Annotated in this window: 16 protein-coding genes; 9 read left to right on the top strand and 7 right to left on the bottom strand. The window is 39.4% G+C overall.

The genetic code is table 11. The features are described from left to right. Positions 1-158: 158 nt before the first annotated feature. Positions 159-383 carry a hypothetical protein gene (locus tag DFO73_RS21170; protein ID WP_110066682.1) on the bottom strand — a complete coding sequence of 75 codons (225 nt, stop codon included), beginning with the start codon at positions 381-383 and terminating at the stop codon, positions 159-161. 131 nt (positions 384-514) lie between these two features. Here DFO73_RS21170 and DFO73_RS21165 point away from each other — a divergent pair, with 131 nt between their 5' ends. From DFO73_RS21165 to DFO73_RS21125, 9 genes are all read left to right on the top strand, one after another. After that, complete coding sequence (locus DFO73_RS21165) at positions 515-895, top strand: DUF488 domain-containing protein (RefSeq protein ID WP_110066681.1); 381 nt, start codon at positions 515-517, stop codon at positions 893-895. 143 nt (positions 896-1,038) lie between these two features. Then, positions 1,039-2,553 (top strand): amidohydrolase family protein, encoded by a 1,515-nt coding sequence (locus tag DFO73_RS21160; RefSeq protein ID WP_110066680.1) that lies wholly within the window; start codon positions 1,039-1,041, stop codon positions 2,551-2,553. Next, complete coding sequence (locus tag DFO73_RS21155; protein ID WP_110066679.1) at positions 2,550-4,028, top strand: amidohydrolase family protein; 1,479 nt, start codon at positions 2,550-2,552, stop codon at positions 4,026-4,028. The genes DFO73_RS21160 and DFO73_RS21155 overlap by 4 nt, the downstream gene beginning before the upstream one ends. A 128-nt stretch (positions 4,029-4,156) precedes the next feature. Then, positions 4,157-5,722 carry a glutathione ABC transporter substrate-binding protein gene (locus DFO73_RS21150; protein WP_110066678.1) on the top strand — a complete coding sequence of 522 codons (1,566 nt, stop codon included), beginning with the start codon at positions 4,157-4,159 and terminating at the stop codon, positions 5,720-5,722. Between the two features lie 81 nt (positions 5,723-5,803). Then, entirely contained in the window at positions 5,804-7,039 is a 1,236-nt protein-coding gene (locus DFO73_RS21145) for an amidohydrolase (RefSeq protein ID WP_110066677.1), read from the top strand. A gap of 217 nt (positions 7,040-7,256) precedes the next feature. Next, the gene (gene allB, locus DFO73_RS21140) at positions 7,257-8,645 is read left to right on the top strand and encodes an allantoinase AllB (RefSeq protein ID WP_110066676.1); all 1,389 of its coding nucleotides are present in this window, start codon (positions 7,257-7,259) and stop codon (positions 8,643-8,645) included. Between the two features lie 175 nt (positions 8,646-8,820). Continuing rightward, a complete protein-coding gene (gene allC, locus DFO73_RS21135) occupies positions 8,821-10,083 on the top strand; it encodes an allantoate deiminase (RefSeq protein ID WP_110066675.1) in 1,263 nt (420 codons plus the stop codon). Positions 10,084-10,108: 25 nt separating this feature from the next. Then, a complete protein-coding gene (gene allE / locus DFO73_RS21130; RefSeq protein ID WP_110066674.1) occupies positions 10,109-10,873 on the top strand; it encodes a (S)-ureidoglycine aminohydrolase in 765 nt (254 codons plus the stop codon). A 50-nt stretch (positions 10,874-10,923) separates the two neighbouring features. After that, a complete protein-coding gene (locus DFO73_RS21125) occupies positions 10,924-11,298 on the top strand; it encodes a cupin domain-containing protein (RefSeq protein ID WP_258309670.1) in 375 nt (124 codons plus the stop codon). A gap of 142 nt (positions 11,299-11,440) precedes the next feature. Here the strand turns inward: DFO73_RS21125 and DFO73_RS21120 are convergent, their stop codons facing one another. The 6 genes from DFO73_RS21120 to nikB form a co-directional block, all read right to left on the bottom strand. Further along, the gene (locus tag DFO73_RS21120) at positions 11,441-12,766 is read right to left on the bottom strand and encodes a hypothetical protein (RefSeq protein ID WP_110066673.1); all 1,326 of its coding nucleotides are present in this window, start codon (positions 12,764-12,766) and stop codon (positions 11,441-11,443) included. Then, on the bottom strand, positions 12,763-13,455 hold the full coding sequence (locus tag DFO73_RS21115; protein WP_110066672.1) for a response regulator transcription factor: 693 nt from the start codon (positions 13,453-13,455) through the stop codon (positions 12,763-12,765). The genes DFO73_RS21120 and DFO73_RS21115 overlap by 4 nt, the downstream gene beginning before the upstream one ends. Continuing rightward, a complete protein-coding gene (locus tag DFO73_RS21110; RefSeq protein ID WP_258309669.1) occupies positions 13,452-14,150 on the bottom strand; it encodes a sensor histidine kinase in 699 nt (232 codons plus the stop codon). Before DFO73_RS21110 ends, DFO73_RS21115 begins: the two co-directional genes overlap by 4 nt. Positions 14,151-14,315: 165 nt before the next feature. Continuing rightward, positions 14,316-15,311 carry an ABC transporter ATP-binding protein gene (locus DFO73_RS21105; RefSeq protein ID WP_110066670.1) on the bottom strand — a complete coding sequence of 332 codons (996 nt, stop codon included), beginning with the start codon at positions 15,309-15,311 and terminating at the stop codon, positions 14,316-14,318. 1 nt (position 15,312) lies between these two features. Continuing rightward, positions 15,313-16,329, bottom strand: coding sequence for an ABC transporter ATP-binding protein (locus DFO73_RS21100; RefSeq protein WP_110066669.1), 1,017 nt, complete (start codon positions 16,327-16,329; stop codon positions 15,313-15,315). Positions 16,330-16,351: 22 nt separating this feature from the next. Next, on the bottom strand, positions 16,352-17,272 hold the full coding sequence (nikB, locus tag DFO73_RS21095; protein ID WP_110066668.1) for a nickel ABC transporter permease: 921 nt from the start codon (positions 17,270-17,272) through the stop codon (positions 16,352-16,354). Positions 17,273-17,288 lie beyond the last annotated feature (16 nt).

Raw genomic sequence — 17,288 nt, 5'->3', positions numbered from 1 at the left:
ATTATGCGCATTTGCCAATCAGAAGGGAAAAAAGTTTTAATTTCTGCTGCTGTTCCGGCCATTAATCTGCAGATCAAAACAAGCCCAGCAGGATATTGTAATTTTACCGTGTCATTTTGAAGCAGAAAAAAGAGGGCCAGAAGAGAGTTCTCAAAAGGTCACATTATTTTCGTTTTATCCTGCAAGTTTTCAAACTTTATCTGTTCAAGTTCTATTTTCATTTTTTCCGTTTCAAGCAGGAAGTTTTCCTGTTTTAGCTTTTCCAGGGTAATTTCATCTTTAATCATGCTGTGTTTAATTTTTGCCAGCCTTTGCGTATGAAAAGTCAGGATGCTGACAATGGGAATGGAGAAAATCATAATGACAGCAATTGTACCTGTCAAATTCCTTACACCTCACCTTCATGAAATTAGAAAAATTTGTATAATGTGTTTATAGTAAAATAATAGCAAATCACAATGGATATAGAAACAAGAAATATTAATAGTAACCGTTCAGGAAGAGGTGCTTGCAAATGGCAGCAATTTTTATAAAGAGAATTTATGATCCATTTGAAGAAGATGACGGCTCCCGTGTATTAATCGACCGGCTTTGGCCACGGGGAATAAAGAAAGAGGATGCACGCCTATCAGCTTGGGAAAAGGATATTGCACCAAGCAGCGAGCTGAGAAAAGCGTTTAATCATAAACCTGAACTTTTTAATGAGTTTCGGGAAAAGTATCTTATTGAGCTGCGTACGCAGGAAGATAAGATCCGCAAGATAGAAGAATTGGCCAGTATGTCCAAAGTAAATAAGGTCACCTTATTATATGCCGCGAAAGACCCGATCCATAATCATGCCCGTGTTTTATGTGAAGAATTGATGAGAAAAGTAAATCAAAGGGAAGGCACCTAATTTTAGAAATTATTATATTTTTACAAGTATAAATTATGAAAAAAAAGGTAGAAATATTTTAAATAAAAGTAATAATTCTGAAAGTTCTATATTTCTTTCTTCCCTATAATTGTAGATAAAGAGGAAGGTGAGGGAGGAAGGAAATGATTGATTTACTGCTTATTCATGGAACGGTCGTTACGATGGATCCAAATAGACGGATGATCCAGGATGGAGCTGTTGCGATAAATGGAAGCAGGATCCTGGATGTGGATACTAGTGAAAAACTAATTGAAAAGTATGAGGCAAAGGAAATCATTGACTGTAGTCATCATTGTATTTTACCAGGGTTAATAGATGTTCATGGCCATGGCGGACACTCGATGTTCAAGACGATCGCAATGGAGAATATTGACTTTTGGATGCCCATTATGACGAATACCTATAAGCACTTTGTAACAGATGACTTTTGGTACTATGAAGGGAAGCTCTCTGCTCTTGAACGATTAAAAGCGGGTATAACGACGGGTGTCTCTGTTCTTGGATCAATGCCAAGATCAGATGACCCGATTTTTGCCATCAATCATGCAAAGGCGTACGCTGAAACCGGTGTTAGGGAGGTTGTGTGCACCGGGCCTTGCAACCCGCCATGGCCACATTCATTCAGCCGGTGGATAGACGGAAAGAGAATTACAAGAGATGTAACCTACGAGGAAGTGTTAAATGGAGCAGAAGCGGTAATTGAGGCATTAAACCATGCAAATGAAGATCGGACAAGAGCATTTATTACGCCTTTTGTAATCGTTACATCGGTTGAACCCTCGGGTCCAACCTCGCCTGCCAAGCTTCGTAAATTAACGGGGCATGATCTTTATCAGGCCAAAAAAATAAGGGAGATTGCCAGAAAATATAATACCAGGATTCACTCTGATGCTTTTGGAGGGATGATTCACTTAGCGGTACGGGATTGGGAGAATGCTCTTTTAGGTCCGGATGTTCATCTGCAGCACTGCCGGGGGATATCTTTCGATGAGGCTAAAGTTTTAGCAGAAACAGGGACGAATGTGAGTGCATCACCGGGTTTTTCTCAAATTCATGCCCGCACACCGATCATAGAATTACTGGAGCTTGGAACGACGGTTGCAATCTCAACAGATGGAACTTCTCCATCAACCAGTTTTGATATGTTTCAAGCGATGAGGAAAACACAGTTCATTCATCAGGCAGCCCATAGAGATGAATATTGCTTGCCGCCTGGAAAGCTTCTTGAGATGGTTACAATTGATGCTGCCAAATGCATTGGGTGGGACGATGAACTTGGCTCTCTTGAAATTGGAAAAAAGGCTGATGTCATTACAGTCAATCTGCAGCAGCCGCATTTAACTCCTGAATTTATGCATATTCACCGGCTTGTCTATCAAGCTACAGCTAATGATGTAGAGCATGTTATCGTAGATGGCAAGATCGTGATGAAAGACCGAAATGCTTGTTCAGTTGATGAAAGGAAAGTTCTAGCCGAAGCAAATGAAGAGGCTTTTTCAACAATTAAACGTGCTGGCCTCGAAAAATATATGCAGCAGACGAAATACTTCTGGGGTCATACACGTAGCTATGCTGATGGAACCAACTATAACGAAGAAGACTGCACTTCTATTGTGGCGAAAGGGGATAACCAATGAAAACCAAGCTAAAAGGAAAATATGTTATCGGTTATGATGGGGAAGATCATGTCATTTTAGAAGATGCTGAGGTTGTATATGAAAACGATACGATTGTCTATGTTGGAAAAAATTACTTAGGTCAAGCTGATAAAGTAATAGATGCTGGTAATGCCTTAATTAGTCCGGGGTTCATTGATTTGAATGCATTGGGAGATATAGATCACGACATTTTGCATATGGAAGCCAGTACGACAAGACAGAAAAATCTGCTTTGGTCCGAGCGTTATGTTGAGCAGGGACATCGTGAAATTATGACTGGGGAAGAAGAGGCTTTCAAATCCCTATATGCTTATTCCCAGCTAATCCTTCATGGTATTACAACGGCAATGCCAATTACTTCTGTGCATTATAAGAGATGGGCAGAAACATATGAGGAGCTGGCCTCGGCAGCCAGCCATGCAGCAAGCTTGGGACTGCGGATTTATCTGGGGCCAAGTTATCAATCGGGGGTTAGGGTCGTACAGGGTGATGGAAATATAAAAATTTATTGGGATGAAGAAGCAGGAAGGAAAGGGTTAGAAAGAGCTGTAAAATTTGTGGAGGAATTTGATGGCTCTTTTAATGGATTGGTCAGGGGGATGCTTGCACCTGAACGGATTGAATGTCAAACGGAAGAAAGTTTAATCCAGACAAAACATTATAGTGATAAATTGGGTGTTCCGATCAAACTGCATGCAGCCCAAGGCAGTTTTGAATATCATACTATCATTAATAACCATGGCGTAACCCCAATAAGGCATTTGTATAATCTTGGGTTTTTAGGTTCGAAAACAGGAATTCCGCATGCTCATTTTATTTCCGGATACAGTGAGGCACTAGCAGGTGATGGAGATGATTTGGCGCTGCTGAAGGAAACAAATACGACTGTTATTCATTGTCCTTTAATTATTGGGAGGCATGGCCAGGCAATGGAATCCTTTGCGAAGTATAAAAGGGCTGGAATAAATTTAGCATTGGGAACAGATACCTTCCCTCCGGATATGTTTCAGAATATTAGAACAGGGAGCATGCTATCACGGATAGTAGATAAAGAAGTTGAGGATTCAGCATACGCTGATTTTTACCGGGCGGCTACACTGGGCGCGGCGAAATTTCTTGGCAGGGACGATTTGGGTCGTCTTGCTCCTGGAGCAAAAGCAGATATCATTGCTATCGATTTAGACGGATTTCATATGGGAATTTTAGATGACCCCATACGAACGATGATTGCAAGTGGAACCGGAAGAGATGTAAAGTTATCAATTATAAATGGGAATGTAGTAATGAAAGACCGAAAAATACCTAATCTTAATTTAGATGAAATAAAATGCAAAGGTCAAAAATACTTTGAAAAGATGAGAAAAGGATATATGGAGAGAGATTACCAGCAGCTTCCTGAGAATGAATTGCTGCCGCCGTCTTTTAGAGTTGTTGACTCAATCAATAAAGGATAAATTCTTCAGGATAATCAAGTAGTAGAAATATTTAAAAAACTAGTAAAGATAATGGAAATTAAGTAATCTGAATATTTTATATAATTAGATAAAGACCTTATGGTTTTAATAAAAAGGGGGTATAGTCTATGAAAGCAAAAAGAAGATTTGGGAAGTTAGTTTTAATTTTTCTGATGGCAATCCTAATTGCAGGCTGCTCAACAAAACAGGACGTTAGCTCAAGTCAAAACACAAAGGGTAAAACGTCTGATAGCGGCGGGACTTTAGTTATAGCCCGCTTGTCTGACGCTGAAAATTTAGATCATCATTTCATGTCCACAATCAATGCTGCCAGCGTTACACATAATAAAATTTATGAGGGGCTTGTTGGCCGGGACAAAAATGCTGAAATAAAACCTTTGCTGGCAGAACAGTGGAAACAGCTGGACGATACAACATGGGAATTCAAGCTCAGAAAAGATGTAACATTCCATGACGGGACAGCATTTAATGCGGATGCTGTGAAAGCTACATTTGACCGTCTGTTAGATCCGGAAGTTGCTTCCCCCAGGGCCGTTGTATTCAAAATGGTAGATGAAGTAAAGGCAGTTGATGAATATACTGTTCAATTTAAATTATCGGAGCCGTTTTCTCCTTTACTTTCCATTTTGGCCAGTCATGAAGCCGGAATTATCGCACCAAAAACGATTGAAAAATACGGAAAAAAAATAATTCAGGAGCCAGTTGGGACAGGTCCATTTGTGTTCGAGTCCTGGACCCCGGGCAAAGAAATTGTGTTTAATAAAAACGAAAAATACTGGGGGCCTGAACCTAAACTAGATAAGGTCTTATTTAAGGTAGTTCCGGAAGAAACAACAAGGATTTCAATGCTTGAAACAGGTGAAGCTCATATAGCTGAACCACTTTCTGTCACAATGATGGATACGGTGGAAAGCTCCAGAAACTCTGAAATATACCGCAGCGAAGGATTTGGTACAGAGTATATTGGTTTTAACGTAGAAAAAGCGCCATTTGATGATGCTCGGGTTCGTAAAGCAGTTGGGCATGCAGTTGAGATGGATTCCATTATTGAAGGAGTATTTAACAATATCGGAAACAAATCAAACTCGCTATTGGGGCCTAAGGTTTTCGGATACCATGAAAGTATGAAAGCATACGAATATAATCTCAATGAAGCAAAAAGACTGCTGGCTGAAGCAGGTTATCCGAATGGGTTTGAAACAACATTAAAAACGATGGACAAGAAGGAATGGATAAATATGGCAGAAGTCCTTCAGTCACAGCTAAAAGGAATCGGAATTAAAGTGGATATACAAGTGTTTGAATATGGCACATTTGTTGAACAAGCAAACCGCGGCGACACGGAAATGTTTATTTTAAGCTGGAGAAATGCAACGGGTGATGCTGATTACAATCAATATAATCTTTTCCATAGCAGTTCTCACGGTGCTGCTGGCAATACTTTCTTTTACAGTAATAAAGAAGTGGATAGCTTAATAGAAGCTGCTCGTGCTGAAAAGGATTCGGATAAACGTTTAGAGCTATATGAAAAGGCTCAGGAAATTGAAATGGAAGAGTCCGTATATATTCCGGTCCGTGTGATTGAGAATATGGCTGCAATTTCAAAAGGAGTGAAAGGCTTCTCTATAAGTCCTTCTGGTTACTTGGAGATCAATGATATTTCAATTAAATAAGCTGTCAAAGATAAGAGGGATATCCATTCTGGATGCCCTTTTATCTTGTCCAGGATCTTAAATAAAGAAAGGGGAATGAATATGAAAGGGAATTATTGGATAAAGAATGTACGGCTGGAATGTGGTTACAAGAAAGAGAATGATAGAGTGATAGGTACTATAACAGATTTATTTCAAATATTAATAGAGGGCGGCCGCATTGCAAAAGTTGTTAAAGACTGGGAGTGTTTTTCAGGTAACTTACCAGTAAAAGATGCAGGGGGACTGCTTCTTTTGCCATCCTTTGTCGAAAAGCATGTCCATCTTGATAAAACATACATGGGGGAGAAGTGGAAAGCCTGCAGTCCTGCTTCAAGTGTCATCGAACGCTGTGAAATTGAAAAAAGTGCATTGGCATCCATACCAACAAGCACCCAACAGCGGTCAAAAGCATTGCTTGAGAAATTAATATCATTTGGATCAACTCACGTTAGAACTCATGTGGATATTTACCCTGAGGTCAAATTGCAGAATTTAGAAGGGGTTCAGCAAACATTGGAGGAATTTTCAGATTATGCCAGCGCTGAAATTGTTGCGTTTGCCCAGCATGGTTTGCTGTGCTCAGGAACTCCTCAGCTTATTAAAGAAGCCGTTAGAGAAGGTGCAGGAATTGTGGGTGCGGTAGATCCTGCAACCGTTGACAACAATATTGAAGCTTCACTCGTTCAATTAATGGATTTGGCTGTTGAGGGAAATGCAGATATTGATTTGCATTTACATGATCCTGGCCACCTTGGGACTTTTACGATGAAACGTCTGGCCATTTTAACAAAGGAAGCAGGCTGGGAAGGAAGAGTTGCGATCAGCCATGCATTTGGACTGGGAGATGTTTCGAGAGAAGAAGCATATGAAATGGCAGATATATTAAAGGACGCAGGTATTTCGATTGTTACCAGCCTTCCAATAGGCCGAGCGATACCTCCAGTTAATCTGTTAAATGAATGCGGAGTAGAAGTCGCAGTTGGGAATGATAATATTTTTGATTCATGGTGGCCTACAGGAAACGGAGATATTCTGGAAAGAGCTGGCCGCTTAATCGAACGATACAGGTGGACTGATGAAAAATCTCTTTCACAGGCAATGCGGTTTATTACAGGCGGTAAAACACCCTTGGATAAAGAGGGGAATCAGATCTGGCCCAAAGCAGGAGATGAAGCCAGTATGATCCTGTTCGATGCAAGCTGTTCGGCAGAGGCCATTGCAAGAAGATCAGAACGCTGCGCGGTATTTTACAGGGGGAATTTAGTATACGGTAATGTAGGTATTATTCGAAAATAACTCTCCAAAAATCTCAGGCTATCCAGTTGGATACAAGAAGTAAAAATAACTAAAAAACAGGTAAAAAAATTCAGAAAAAATAATTTGATTATTTTGTATAATTTAATAATTAAGAGACTTTTCGTAATGCTCTGGGGGAGGTCCGCTAGAATCTCTCTTTTTTTTAAGTATGAGGATTTCAGAGACGTTTTTATTAAAGAGTAAAGGGAGAAAAACGATGAAATATGATCTGATTATAAAGGGTGGCAAAGTTGTTTTCAGGGACGAAGTAAGAAGAAATGATATCGCAATAAAAAATGGAATAATTGCAGCGATTGCTGAAACAATTGACAATGAAGCAGAACAGATCATAGATGCAAGTGAACAATATGTCATGCCTGGAATGATTGATACTCATGTGCATATTTGTGAACCTGGCCGAACGGAGTGGGAAGGTTTTATAACAGGGACAAAAGCATTGGCAGCTGGCGGGACCACATGTTATGTAGATATGCCTTTAAATGCCCTGCCAGCTACGATAGACAGGGAAACCCTGAATTTAAAGGCCGAAGCAGCAAAAGGGAAGAATTATATTGATTATGCATTTTATGGCGGACTTGTTCCAGGCAATCTTGAAAGACTAAAAGAGCTCTCTGATGAAGGAGTTGTAGCATTTAAATGCTTTATGTCAACCTGCGGTACTGATAATCCCAATGATTTTTCGAATGTGGATGATTATACGCTTTATGCAGGGATGAAAAAGATTGCAGAGTTGGGGCATATTTTATCAATCCATGCGGAAAATGCCCTTATTACAGACCGGTTAGGGGAAGTATTGGCTGGGCAAGGAAGGATTACTGCGGCGGATTATGTCCTATCCAGGCCTGTTTTTACTGAGGTTGAGGCAGTAAAACGTGCTCTTTATTTAGGGAAAGAAACAAGGTGCCGGCTCCATTTTGTGCACATCAGTACTGCTGAAGCAGTAGAGGAAATTGTAAAGGCCCGAAGAGAGGGACAGGATGTGTCACTTGAATCTTGTCCCCATTACTTTACAATCACTGCCGCACAATTCGAAGAAATTGGCCCGGCTGCCAAATGTTCACCTCCGCTTCGCAGCAGAGAAGAACAAGAAAAACTTTGGCAGCAGTTAATAGAAGGCAAGATTGATATGTTAACGTCTGATCACTCACCATGTCCGCCTGAAATGAAGCAAAGTTCTTCAAATAATTTTTTTGAAGTGTGGGGAGGAATCACAGGCTGTCAAAATAACGTAGATTTAATGTTTGATGAAGCGGTTTTGAAACGTAATATACCAATAACTATTTTTGTAAAGATGATTTCCTGTAATCCGGCTGAGCGTTTTAACATTCCCAATAAGGGAGAAATAGCTGTATCAATGGATGCCGATATTATCTTAGTGGATGCCAATCGGTCTTATGTTGTAAAGGAAGAAGGGTTATTTTATCGCCATAAGCAGAGTCCCTATATTGGAAGAAAGATTGATTGCCGAGTAACCAAAACCCTTGTTCGCGGCAACGTTGTATATGATTTGGATCATGGGATTGCCGGAGAACCTCTTGGCCAAGTTATCAGGAGCAAAAGTCAAGCGGAAGCTATGAACGCATAATTCTCTATTACTGCTTTTTACTAAGGTTTTTTTGTTAAAAATGATAAGAAGTAATAGATTTTATACAGGAAGAAAGGCAAGCAAACTATTTAAGAAGTTTAGCAGAGACCCAATTCAATTCAAGATCTAGAACCTGCCAATACCATATACAATAAACATAGGGAGGATATTTGGTATGGAAGACTTAATAAAATGCCATGGAAAGCTTGAAATTGAAAATTTGGCAATACGTATTGTGAAAAGGCTGGAATGGCTGGGGACATTTGCGGAGGATCCAGAAGGGGGGATTACCCGTCTTCTTTATTCCAAACAATGGACGGATACTCAGGAAGCTTTGAAATCCTGGATGGAAACCGAAGGGTTAAAGGTACAGTTTGATGAAGTTGGAAATTTAAGCGGAGTATTAAAGGGACAAAATCAGGGTGAGACGGTTTTAACTGGGTCTCATATAGATACTGTGAAAAATGGCGGATTATATGACGGCCAATACGGCATTGTGGCTGGAATTCTAGCAATAATCTTTTTAAAGGAACAATATGGAATGCCAAAACGAAATCTGGAGGTTGTCTCTTTGGCAGAGGAAGAAGGGAGCAGATTTCCTTACTGCTTTTGGGGTTCGAAGAATATCGTGGGAAGTGCAATTAAGAAGGATGTTGAAAATCTTGTAGATTCCAAGGGTGTTCCATTTGCTAAAGCAATGAGTGAAGCAGGATTTGCTTTTAGAGAAGAAAAAAAAGCTCCGCGCCAGGATTTGAAGATCTTCGTCGAAGTCCACGTTGAACAGGGAAATGTTCTTGAAAACGAAAATAAATCTGTCGGTGTCGTAAAAGGTATAGTTGGACAAAGGCGTTTTACGATTGAGGTAACTGGTGAAGCGAACCATGCCGGAACAACACCAATGAATTATCGCAAAGATGCTGCTTTTGCTGCAAGCCATATGATCCATGAAACGCTCAACTTGGCAAAGCAGTATGGTGAACCGCTGGTAGCAACAGTTGGAAGGATTGATATTTCTCCCAACGTTTCGAATGTGGTACCGGGAAAAGCCGTTTTCACTTTAGACTTGCGTCATATTGACAAACATGCCATTGTCCATTTTACTGAAGCATTTACTGAAAAAATAAAAAATATTTCAAGAGAGCATGAAGTTGAGGCGACCATTGAAAAATGGCTCGATACTGATCCAGTCCCAATGGATCCTAAAATTGTAGAAATTATTGAAAACCACTGTATGGAAAAAAACTTGAGTTATAAGGTAATGCATAGCGGTGCCGGCCATGATGCACAAATTTTTGCACCTTTCATCCCAACGGCTATGCTTTTCGTTCCAAGCCATAAGGGCATTAGCCATAACCCGGGTGAATATACCGAGCCGGATGATTTAGCTGAAGGAGTTAAAGCACTGATCGGTACTCTATATGAACTAGCTTATAAATAATATTGATAAAAAGGGGAGTTTTTGAATGGGCTATCCAAACGACTTATTATCAAGCAGGTCTGTAATAGAACATGGGAAGTACGCCTTAATTGCACCTGAAGGATTAGTGAACAATGTTATTCCTGGATTTCATAATTGTATTATTTCTATTTTAGGTTCTCCCAAGCTTGGGGCAAGCTTTGTCGACTACTATGTGACAATGAAAAAAGGGGGCGGAAATAGTGAAGGGTTTGGCGGCAAAGAAGATATACAGACATTTGTCTACATAATAGAGGGAAAATTAAAGGCTGCTGCAGGCGAGCAAGAGTTTATCTTGGAGGAAAGCGGATATCTTTACTGCCCGCCAGGAGTAAAGATGTATCTGGAAAATATGGAGGATGGGGACTCTAAGATCTTTTTATACAAGCAAAAATACCGCCCACTTGAAGGGCGAAAGCCATGGGTTGTATCCGGCCATGCAAACAGGATTGAATACAGGAACTACGATGATATGCACAATGTAAACATAAAAGATCTATTGCCAGCTGATTTGGATTTTGACATGAATTTCCATATCCTATCTTTCGATCCTGCTGCAAGCCACCCGTTTATTGAAACACATGTTCAAGAGCACGGTGCATATATACTTTCCGGGGAAGGAATGTATAATCTCGATAATAAGTGGATTCCAGTCAAAAAAGGTGATTATATTTTTATGGGTCCTTATGTACACCAGGCAGCCTATGCTGTTGGAAGAGAGAATTTAACCTATGTCTACTCCAAGGATTGTAATCGGGATGCGGAGCTATAATTGCCCATTTCATTTAAGATGAAAATAAGATTTTTTAGGGGGGAGAAAAATTGGCATTGTCAAACATTCAGCAGATCATTGAAGAAAGAGTTTTTGAAATTGATAAGATAGCAAAATTTGATCCTAATAATCCGCAAAAGAACTATTTTTATGAAACGGATAAAACGGTAGGTGCTGTTTGGTGTCTAGAACCAGGACAGGAAGTATACTTGCATTCCCATTCAAATGTAGACGATATTTGGGTTTGTATCGAGGGAACAGGAACATACTTCCCGGACATGGAGAATGAAATCCAAATAGGGAAAGGTATGGTAATCCTTGCCAAACCTAACCAGATTCATGGGATGAGAAATACTGGCGAAGAAAGGTTTTTATTTGTCGGCTTTGCTGCTGGTTCTTTGCCAATGGATATAACAAGATATTAAATTCAAATTGCACACAGACACATACTTTTCCTCTCTGCCAGATGTTATACAAATCTATCTGGCAGAGAAGGAGAGGTTAATTCAAATACAGAAATGCGATTGATCCAGAAAAAGATTAAACAAAAGCAAGTCCGCTCCCAAGCTAATATCTCTTTGAGAATTTATACGATAACTTCATTTTAAAAATATTATAGATGAAATAAACTAAACAAATTAAGCTTGATATGAAAAAACTGATCCAAATGGTCATGAGATTTTCCATCATAGGCAAAGCAGCAAAGCCACCGGCTGTCCCAATGAGTGAAGCTAAGGGAATGAGGGCAGGCAATGTTTTATTGCCTAGTATAATATATAGCATTGGCACAATCATTGAAGCATAGATATTTCCGAAAAAAAACAACAATTCAAGAGGGTTAGGAGGTAATATACTTACGATAATAAGTAAAAATAAGCAAATGATTCCCGAAAAGATATAAGTATATCTCCACTTTTCTTTATTGCTCAGGGGATGGAGTAAATCGAAAATATTTTTAATTATTAATGTGACAGTAGCATGCAATTCTGCGCTAATAGCAGATGAAATGGAACTAAAGCAAAAAAGAATAAATAAGACAATAAGCAAAGTGGAATTTATTTTTCCAACAAGCTCAAATAATAAAGAATAAATTGAATCATAGCTTCTGCCAAAAATAATAATCATTATTAAAGATGATAATGCAAGCGGAATGGTTGCCCATATTAAACCTGCTAATGTAAAGGTCATACGCAGTTTTTCTTTTTGTATGATAAAGACTCTTTGCCATGAGGCACGATCAACTATAACTTGTCCAAAGCCTATTAAAATGGCAGTGAAAATAAACCAAATAGCTTCTGTATTTTTAACATAAAGTATATATGGATGATATAACTTAATCCCTTCATAAACAGGATATACCCCTTCCTGGATATAAAAGTAAACAGGAATAATTATGACCGCGCTGAATATCAACACTACATTGATTCCTGCAAGCTGATGGATTCTTTGCATACCTCCTGCTCCGCCAATAAAAAAACAAAACAATAAAAATATAGCCATTCCTGAAAAAACTGGCCATGGAAAAATCATATGCAAAAGGATTCCTGCACCCATCGCCTGGACAAATATGGAATGAATACTAATCACGAGAAGAATAGAGATCATGTACCAATAACCGCCTGGAGTCAATCTTTCCCTTAAGACATCACCTATTGTTTGCTGATCATGGAACCGATCCCGGATCTTTTTTGCTAAAATTCCGAATAAGATTAGCGCAAGCGCGCCCATAAGCGAATAGCCGATTCCTCCGGTTAGTCCATACTTGATTAATGTTTCTGGCGAGGAGAGAATTGTATTCCCAGTTACCCATCTTGACAAAAGACTAACAATTCCAAACCCGATTCCCATGTGGAATGCTCCGCTTATGTAAAATTGGAAATCGTTTTTTTTCATTGGGAAGTCTCCTTCAGACGGTAATCCCTAGGTGATTGGCCAGTCATTTTCCGGAATATTTGGCTGAAGTAATGCTGGCTGTTAAAGCCACACTTCTCTGAAATGGCGCTAATACTTAAATCTGGACTTTCAATCAGCATTTTCTGGGCCTGTTTTAATCGAAATTCATTTAGGTACTCGGAAAATCCCATTCCCACTTCCTCATGGAACTTTCTGCTCAGATAGGCTGAATTAATATGAATTTTAGAAGCTAAATAATTCAAGGTTAGTTTCTCGCTATATTCCTTTTGTATAATTTGCAAAGCTTTTACAATTTGCTCCGAGTAACTGCTTATTCGTTCATACCTTGCCAAAACTGACAATAACTCCTCCTCAATGACAGGCTTTGTAATGTAATCAATAACTCCAAGCCTGAGTGATGTTTGGATATATTTGAAGTTTTGATAGGCAGTGACCATAATTATATCGATATCATTCTTAACGGAAAGTTCCATAGCTAAATCAAGACCGGATTTGCCTGGGAGCTGAATATCAAGGAAAGCGAGAAAGATGTCATGCTGCTTAATTATTTGGAGGGCTTGAGAGGCATCTTGTGCCTTGAAAAATTTCCAGTTTAAAAATTTCTTTTGAATGAGATATTCCAATTGCTCCAGTTCAATTGGTTCATCGTCTACAAGCAAGATATTCATTGCACTTTTTCACCTTCCAGTTTTTCTGACTTAATTACAAAGGGGAAAATAGCTAAAACAGCTGTTCCGCCCCCTTCGTTCCTTAACTGAACAGAAGTTTCATCTTCCGGAAACAGTAGCTCAAGTCTCTTTTTTATATTCTCTAATCCGAGCCCCCCATCCGAGTGACTGGTTTCAGTGCTTTCAAATGAGTTGTTCCACACAGATACATGTATTGCTGATTCTATTTTTAGAACATTAATTTTTAAAAAGGCATGACCAATATGTCTTTCAAAAGCATGTTTAAAAGCGTTCTCGACAAGAGTCTGAATTAAAAAAGGAATAATAATCGCTTTATTTACATGTCTGTCCATTTGAATTTCGTAGTGAAGCCGTTCTCTAAACCTGGTTTTTTGTATCTCTAGATAATAATTAACATAAGTAAGCTCATCTTCGATTGGGATGAAATTACTAATTGTTCGGTACTTAAATTTTAGAAGTTTTGAAAGAGTCTCTATGGAGCGAATTAATTCAGTTTTGCGATCCAGTCTTGCCAAAGCCAATATTGAATTTAAGGTATTAAAAAAGAAATGCGGCTGTATTTCCTGATTCAATTGATTGTATAAAGCTGTTTGCAATTCTCTCTCTAAAGCTATTTCACGTTTCTGTCTTTCAAGCAAATCAATTCTTTTTTCAAAAACAAACAAAAATAGCAAGGTAAAGGATCCTAGTAAAGGAACCAGAACACAAAACATAATATAAATGGAGAAGGATTCAATAGGCAGCATCTTACAAGTTTCTCCTTACGTATTAAAAAAGGGATGTATGCGAACATCTCCCTTTTTTAATATAACATTTTAAGCAAAATAGATGTATTTGTTTTAAACTGGCAAATCTTCTGCAATATGACAGCTTACAAAATGATTTTTCACAAGCTCCCTTAAGGATGGTTCTTCTTGCTTGCATTTTTCTACAGCAAAGGGACAGCGTGTATGGAACCGGCAGCCTCCAGGAGGATCTATCGGTGAAGGCACATCTCCTTTTAAAATGACACGGTCTCTTTTTAAAGTTGGATCCGGAACAGGAATAGAAGATAACAAGGCCTGTGTATATGGATGGAGTGGAGAATCAAACAGTTCTTTTTTTTCAGCTATTTCAACCACTTTTCCTAAATACATCACCATTACCCGGTCTGAAATGTGCCTGACCACACTCAGATCATGAGAGATAAAAAGAAATGTCAGTTTAAATTGTTTTTGCAAATTCTTCAAGAGATTGAGAATTTGTGCTTGGATTGATACATCCAAGGCGGATACAGCTTCATCGCAAATAATTAGTTTCGGATCAACCGCCAGCGCCCTGGCAATTCCGATACGCTGGCGCTGTCCACCGCTAAACTCATGCGGATATCTATCAAGGGATTCTGCAGAAAGCCCCACATATCCAAGTAATTCCAGCATTCTGTCCTTTCGTTTTGGCTTTTCAACTACTTCCTGGATGGCCATTGCTTCATTTAAAATTTGCTTAACTGTTTGCCGAGGATTAAGAGAAGCAAAAGGATCTTGAAAAATAACCTGCAAATCTCCTCTAAGTTTCCTCATTTCCTTTTTATTTAGTCCCAAAATATCTTGCCCCATATAATGAACTTTTCCATCAGTCGGCTCATCAAGTCTTAAAATTGCACGTCCTGTAGTTGATTTGCCGCAGCCTGATTCTCCAACTATACTTAATGTCTCACCTTCGTATAGCGCAAATGAAATATCGTCCACCGCTTTTACATATGCTTTTGGCTTGAAGATGGAATCTTTTTTCACAGGAAAATATTGTTTTAAATGGTCCACTTGCAAGATGATCTTTTTTTCTGCTGCCGTTTTCATGCTAGACAACCCCCTCTTTATCTCTATTGCCTGTCCATTCGTCTGTATATTTCCAGCACCGCACTTTAACCCCATCAGACTGATTTATAAGGTTAGGCTGATGTGTTATGCATATGTCTTCACGAAATGGGCATCTAGAAGCAAAACGGCATCCGGCTGGCATATTGTATGGGCTTGGGACACTGCCCTCAATCGTAATTAATTCGTCTTGATCTTCATGGATCTTAGGCAATGAGTTCAGCAGCCCCTGAGTATAAGGGTGCTTGGGATTAGCAAATAATTGCTCAGTTGAAGCTTGCTCGACAATATTTCCGGCATACATAACGGCTACCTTATCACATGTTTCTGCAACTACACCCAAATCGTGAGTAATCATAATTACGCCCATTCCTATTTTTGTCTGCAGCTCTTTAATCAGCTCCAGTATTTGCGCTTGAATCGTAACATCCAATGCCGTTGTTGGTTCATCTGCAATTAATACTTCCGGTGTGCAGGCAAGGGCCATCGCAATCATTACTCGCTGTCGCATCCCGCCGCTTAACTGGAAAGGTTCTTGTTTAGCTCTCTTTTCAGGAGAAGGGATTCCTACCAGCTTCAGCATTTCAACTGACTTTTCCCAGGCGGCTTTTTTTCCCATCTTTTGATGCAGCCTCAAAGCTTCCGCAATTTGTTCCCCAACTGGGATTACTGGATTTAATGAAGTCATAGGTTCCTGAAAAATCATCGATATTTCATTTCCTCGAATTTTCCTCATTTCATCCTCTGTCATTGTAACTAAATCTTTTCCTTTAAATAAAACGGATCCACCAGCAATTTTCCCCGGAGGAGAAGGGATCAGGCGGAGAATGGAAAGGGAGGTCATACTTTTCCCGCATCCCGATTCTCCTACAATTCCCAAAGTCTCACCTTTATGCAATGTAAAATCGATGCCATCAACGGCTTTGCTTACTCCGCGTTTTGTTGTGAAATGCGTTTTTAACCCTTTTACTTCAAGAATAAGCTTATTTTTTTTGTTCACGGTCAGGTCACCCACCCTTAACTTAATTTAACTCAATTCGTTTATTGAAGAACCGATAAAATACATCTACGAATAAATTTACGATTACGAAAATAAGTGAGGCAAACAAAACACCGCCCTGGACCATTGGAAGATCACGCATTCGAATCGCATCTACAATCATTCTGCCTAGGCCATTAATGGCAAATATTGATTCAACCAGTACAGTACCTCCAAGCAGAGCTCCGAACTGAAGCCCAACAACTGTAATGACTGGAATCAGTGCATTTCTAAGAGCGTGTTTATATATAATGATACGTTCACGAAGACCTTTTGCACGCGCTGTTCTAATATAATCCTGGCGAATAACTTCCAGCATGCTTGACCTTGTCATTCTGGCAACAATTGCGGCTCCGCCAGCTCCAAGGGTTACAGCTGGCAAGATTACATGCAGAAGGCTATCCCAACCTGCAACTGGCAAGACTTGCAGTTTAACAGAGAAGAAATACATTAGCATTAGACCAAACCAGAAACTTGGGAGTGAAATTCCCAGGAGTGCAACAAGCATAACGCTGACATCTGTTAAAGAATAAGGTTTGACAGCTGATATGATTCCTGCAGCCATCCCCAGCACGATTGTTATGATGATACTAAAAAAGGCAAGTTCAATCGTTATGGGCAATCTCACCAATATTTCATCAAGGACGGGCTGGCTATTTTTTAATGAAACACCTAAGTCCCCTCTAAAAACATTTGTTAAATACTCAAAGTATTGGATATATAGAGGCTGATTTAATCCAAGTTGTTCACGGATGGCTTCAATTGTTTCTTTCGAAGCACCTTCACCTGCAAGCAGTACAGCAGGATCACCCGGAACGAGCTGCATGATAAAAAAGACAACAAAAGTAACTCCAATAATAACCGGGATGGTTTGTAAGACCCGGCGTAATATAAACATCAGCATAGATATAACCTCCTCA

The organism is Cytobacillus oceanisediminis, from assembly GCF_003182355.1.
Lineage (GTDB): Bacteria > Bacillota > Bacilli > Bacillales > Cytobacillaceae > Cytobacillus > Cytobacillus oceanisediminis_A.
This window is presented reverse-complemented; position numbering and strand designations above follow the sequence as displayed.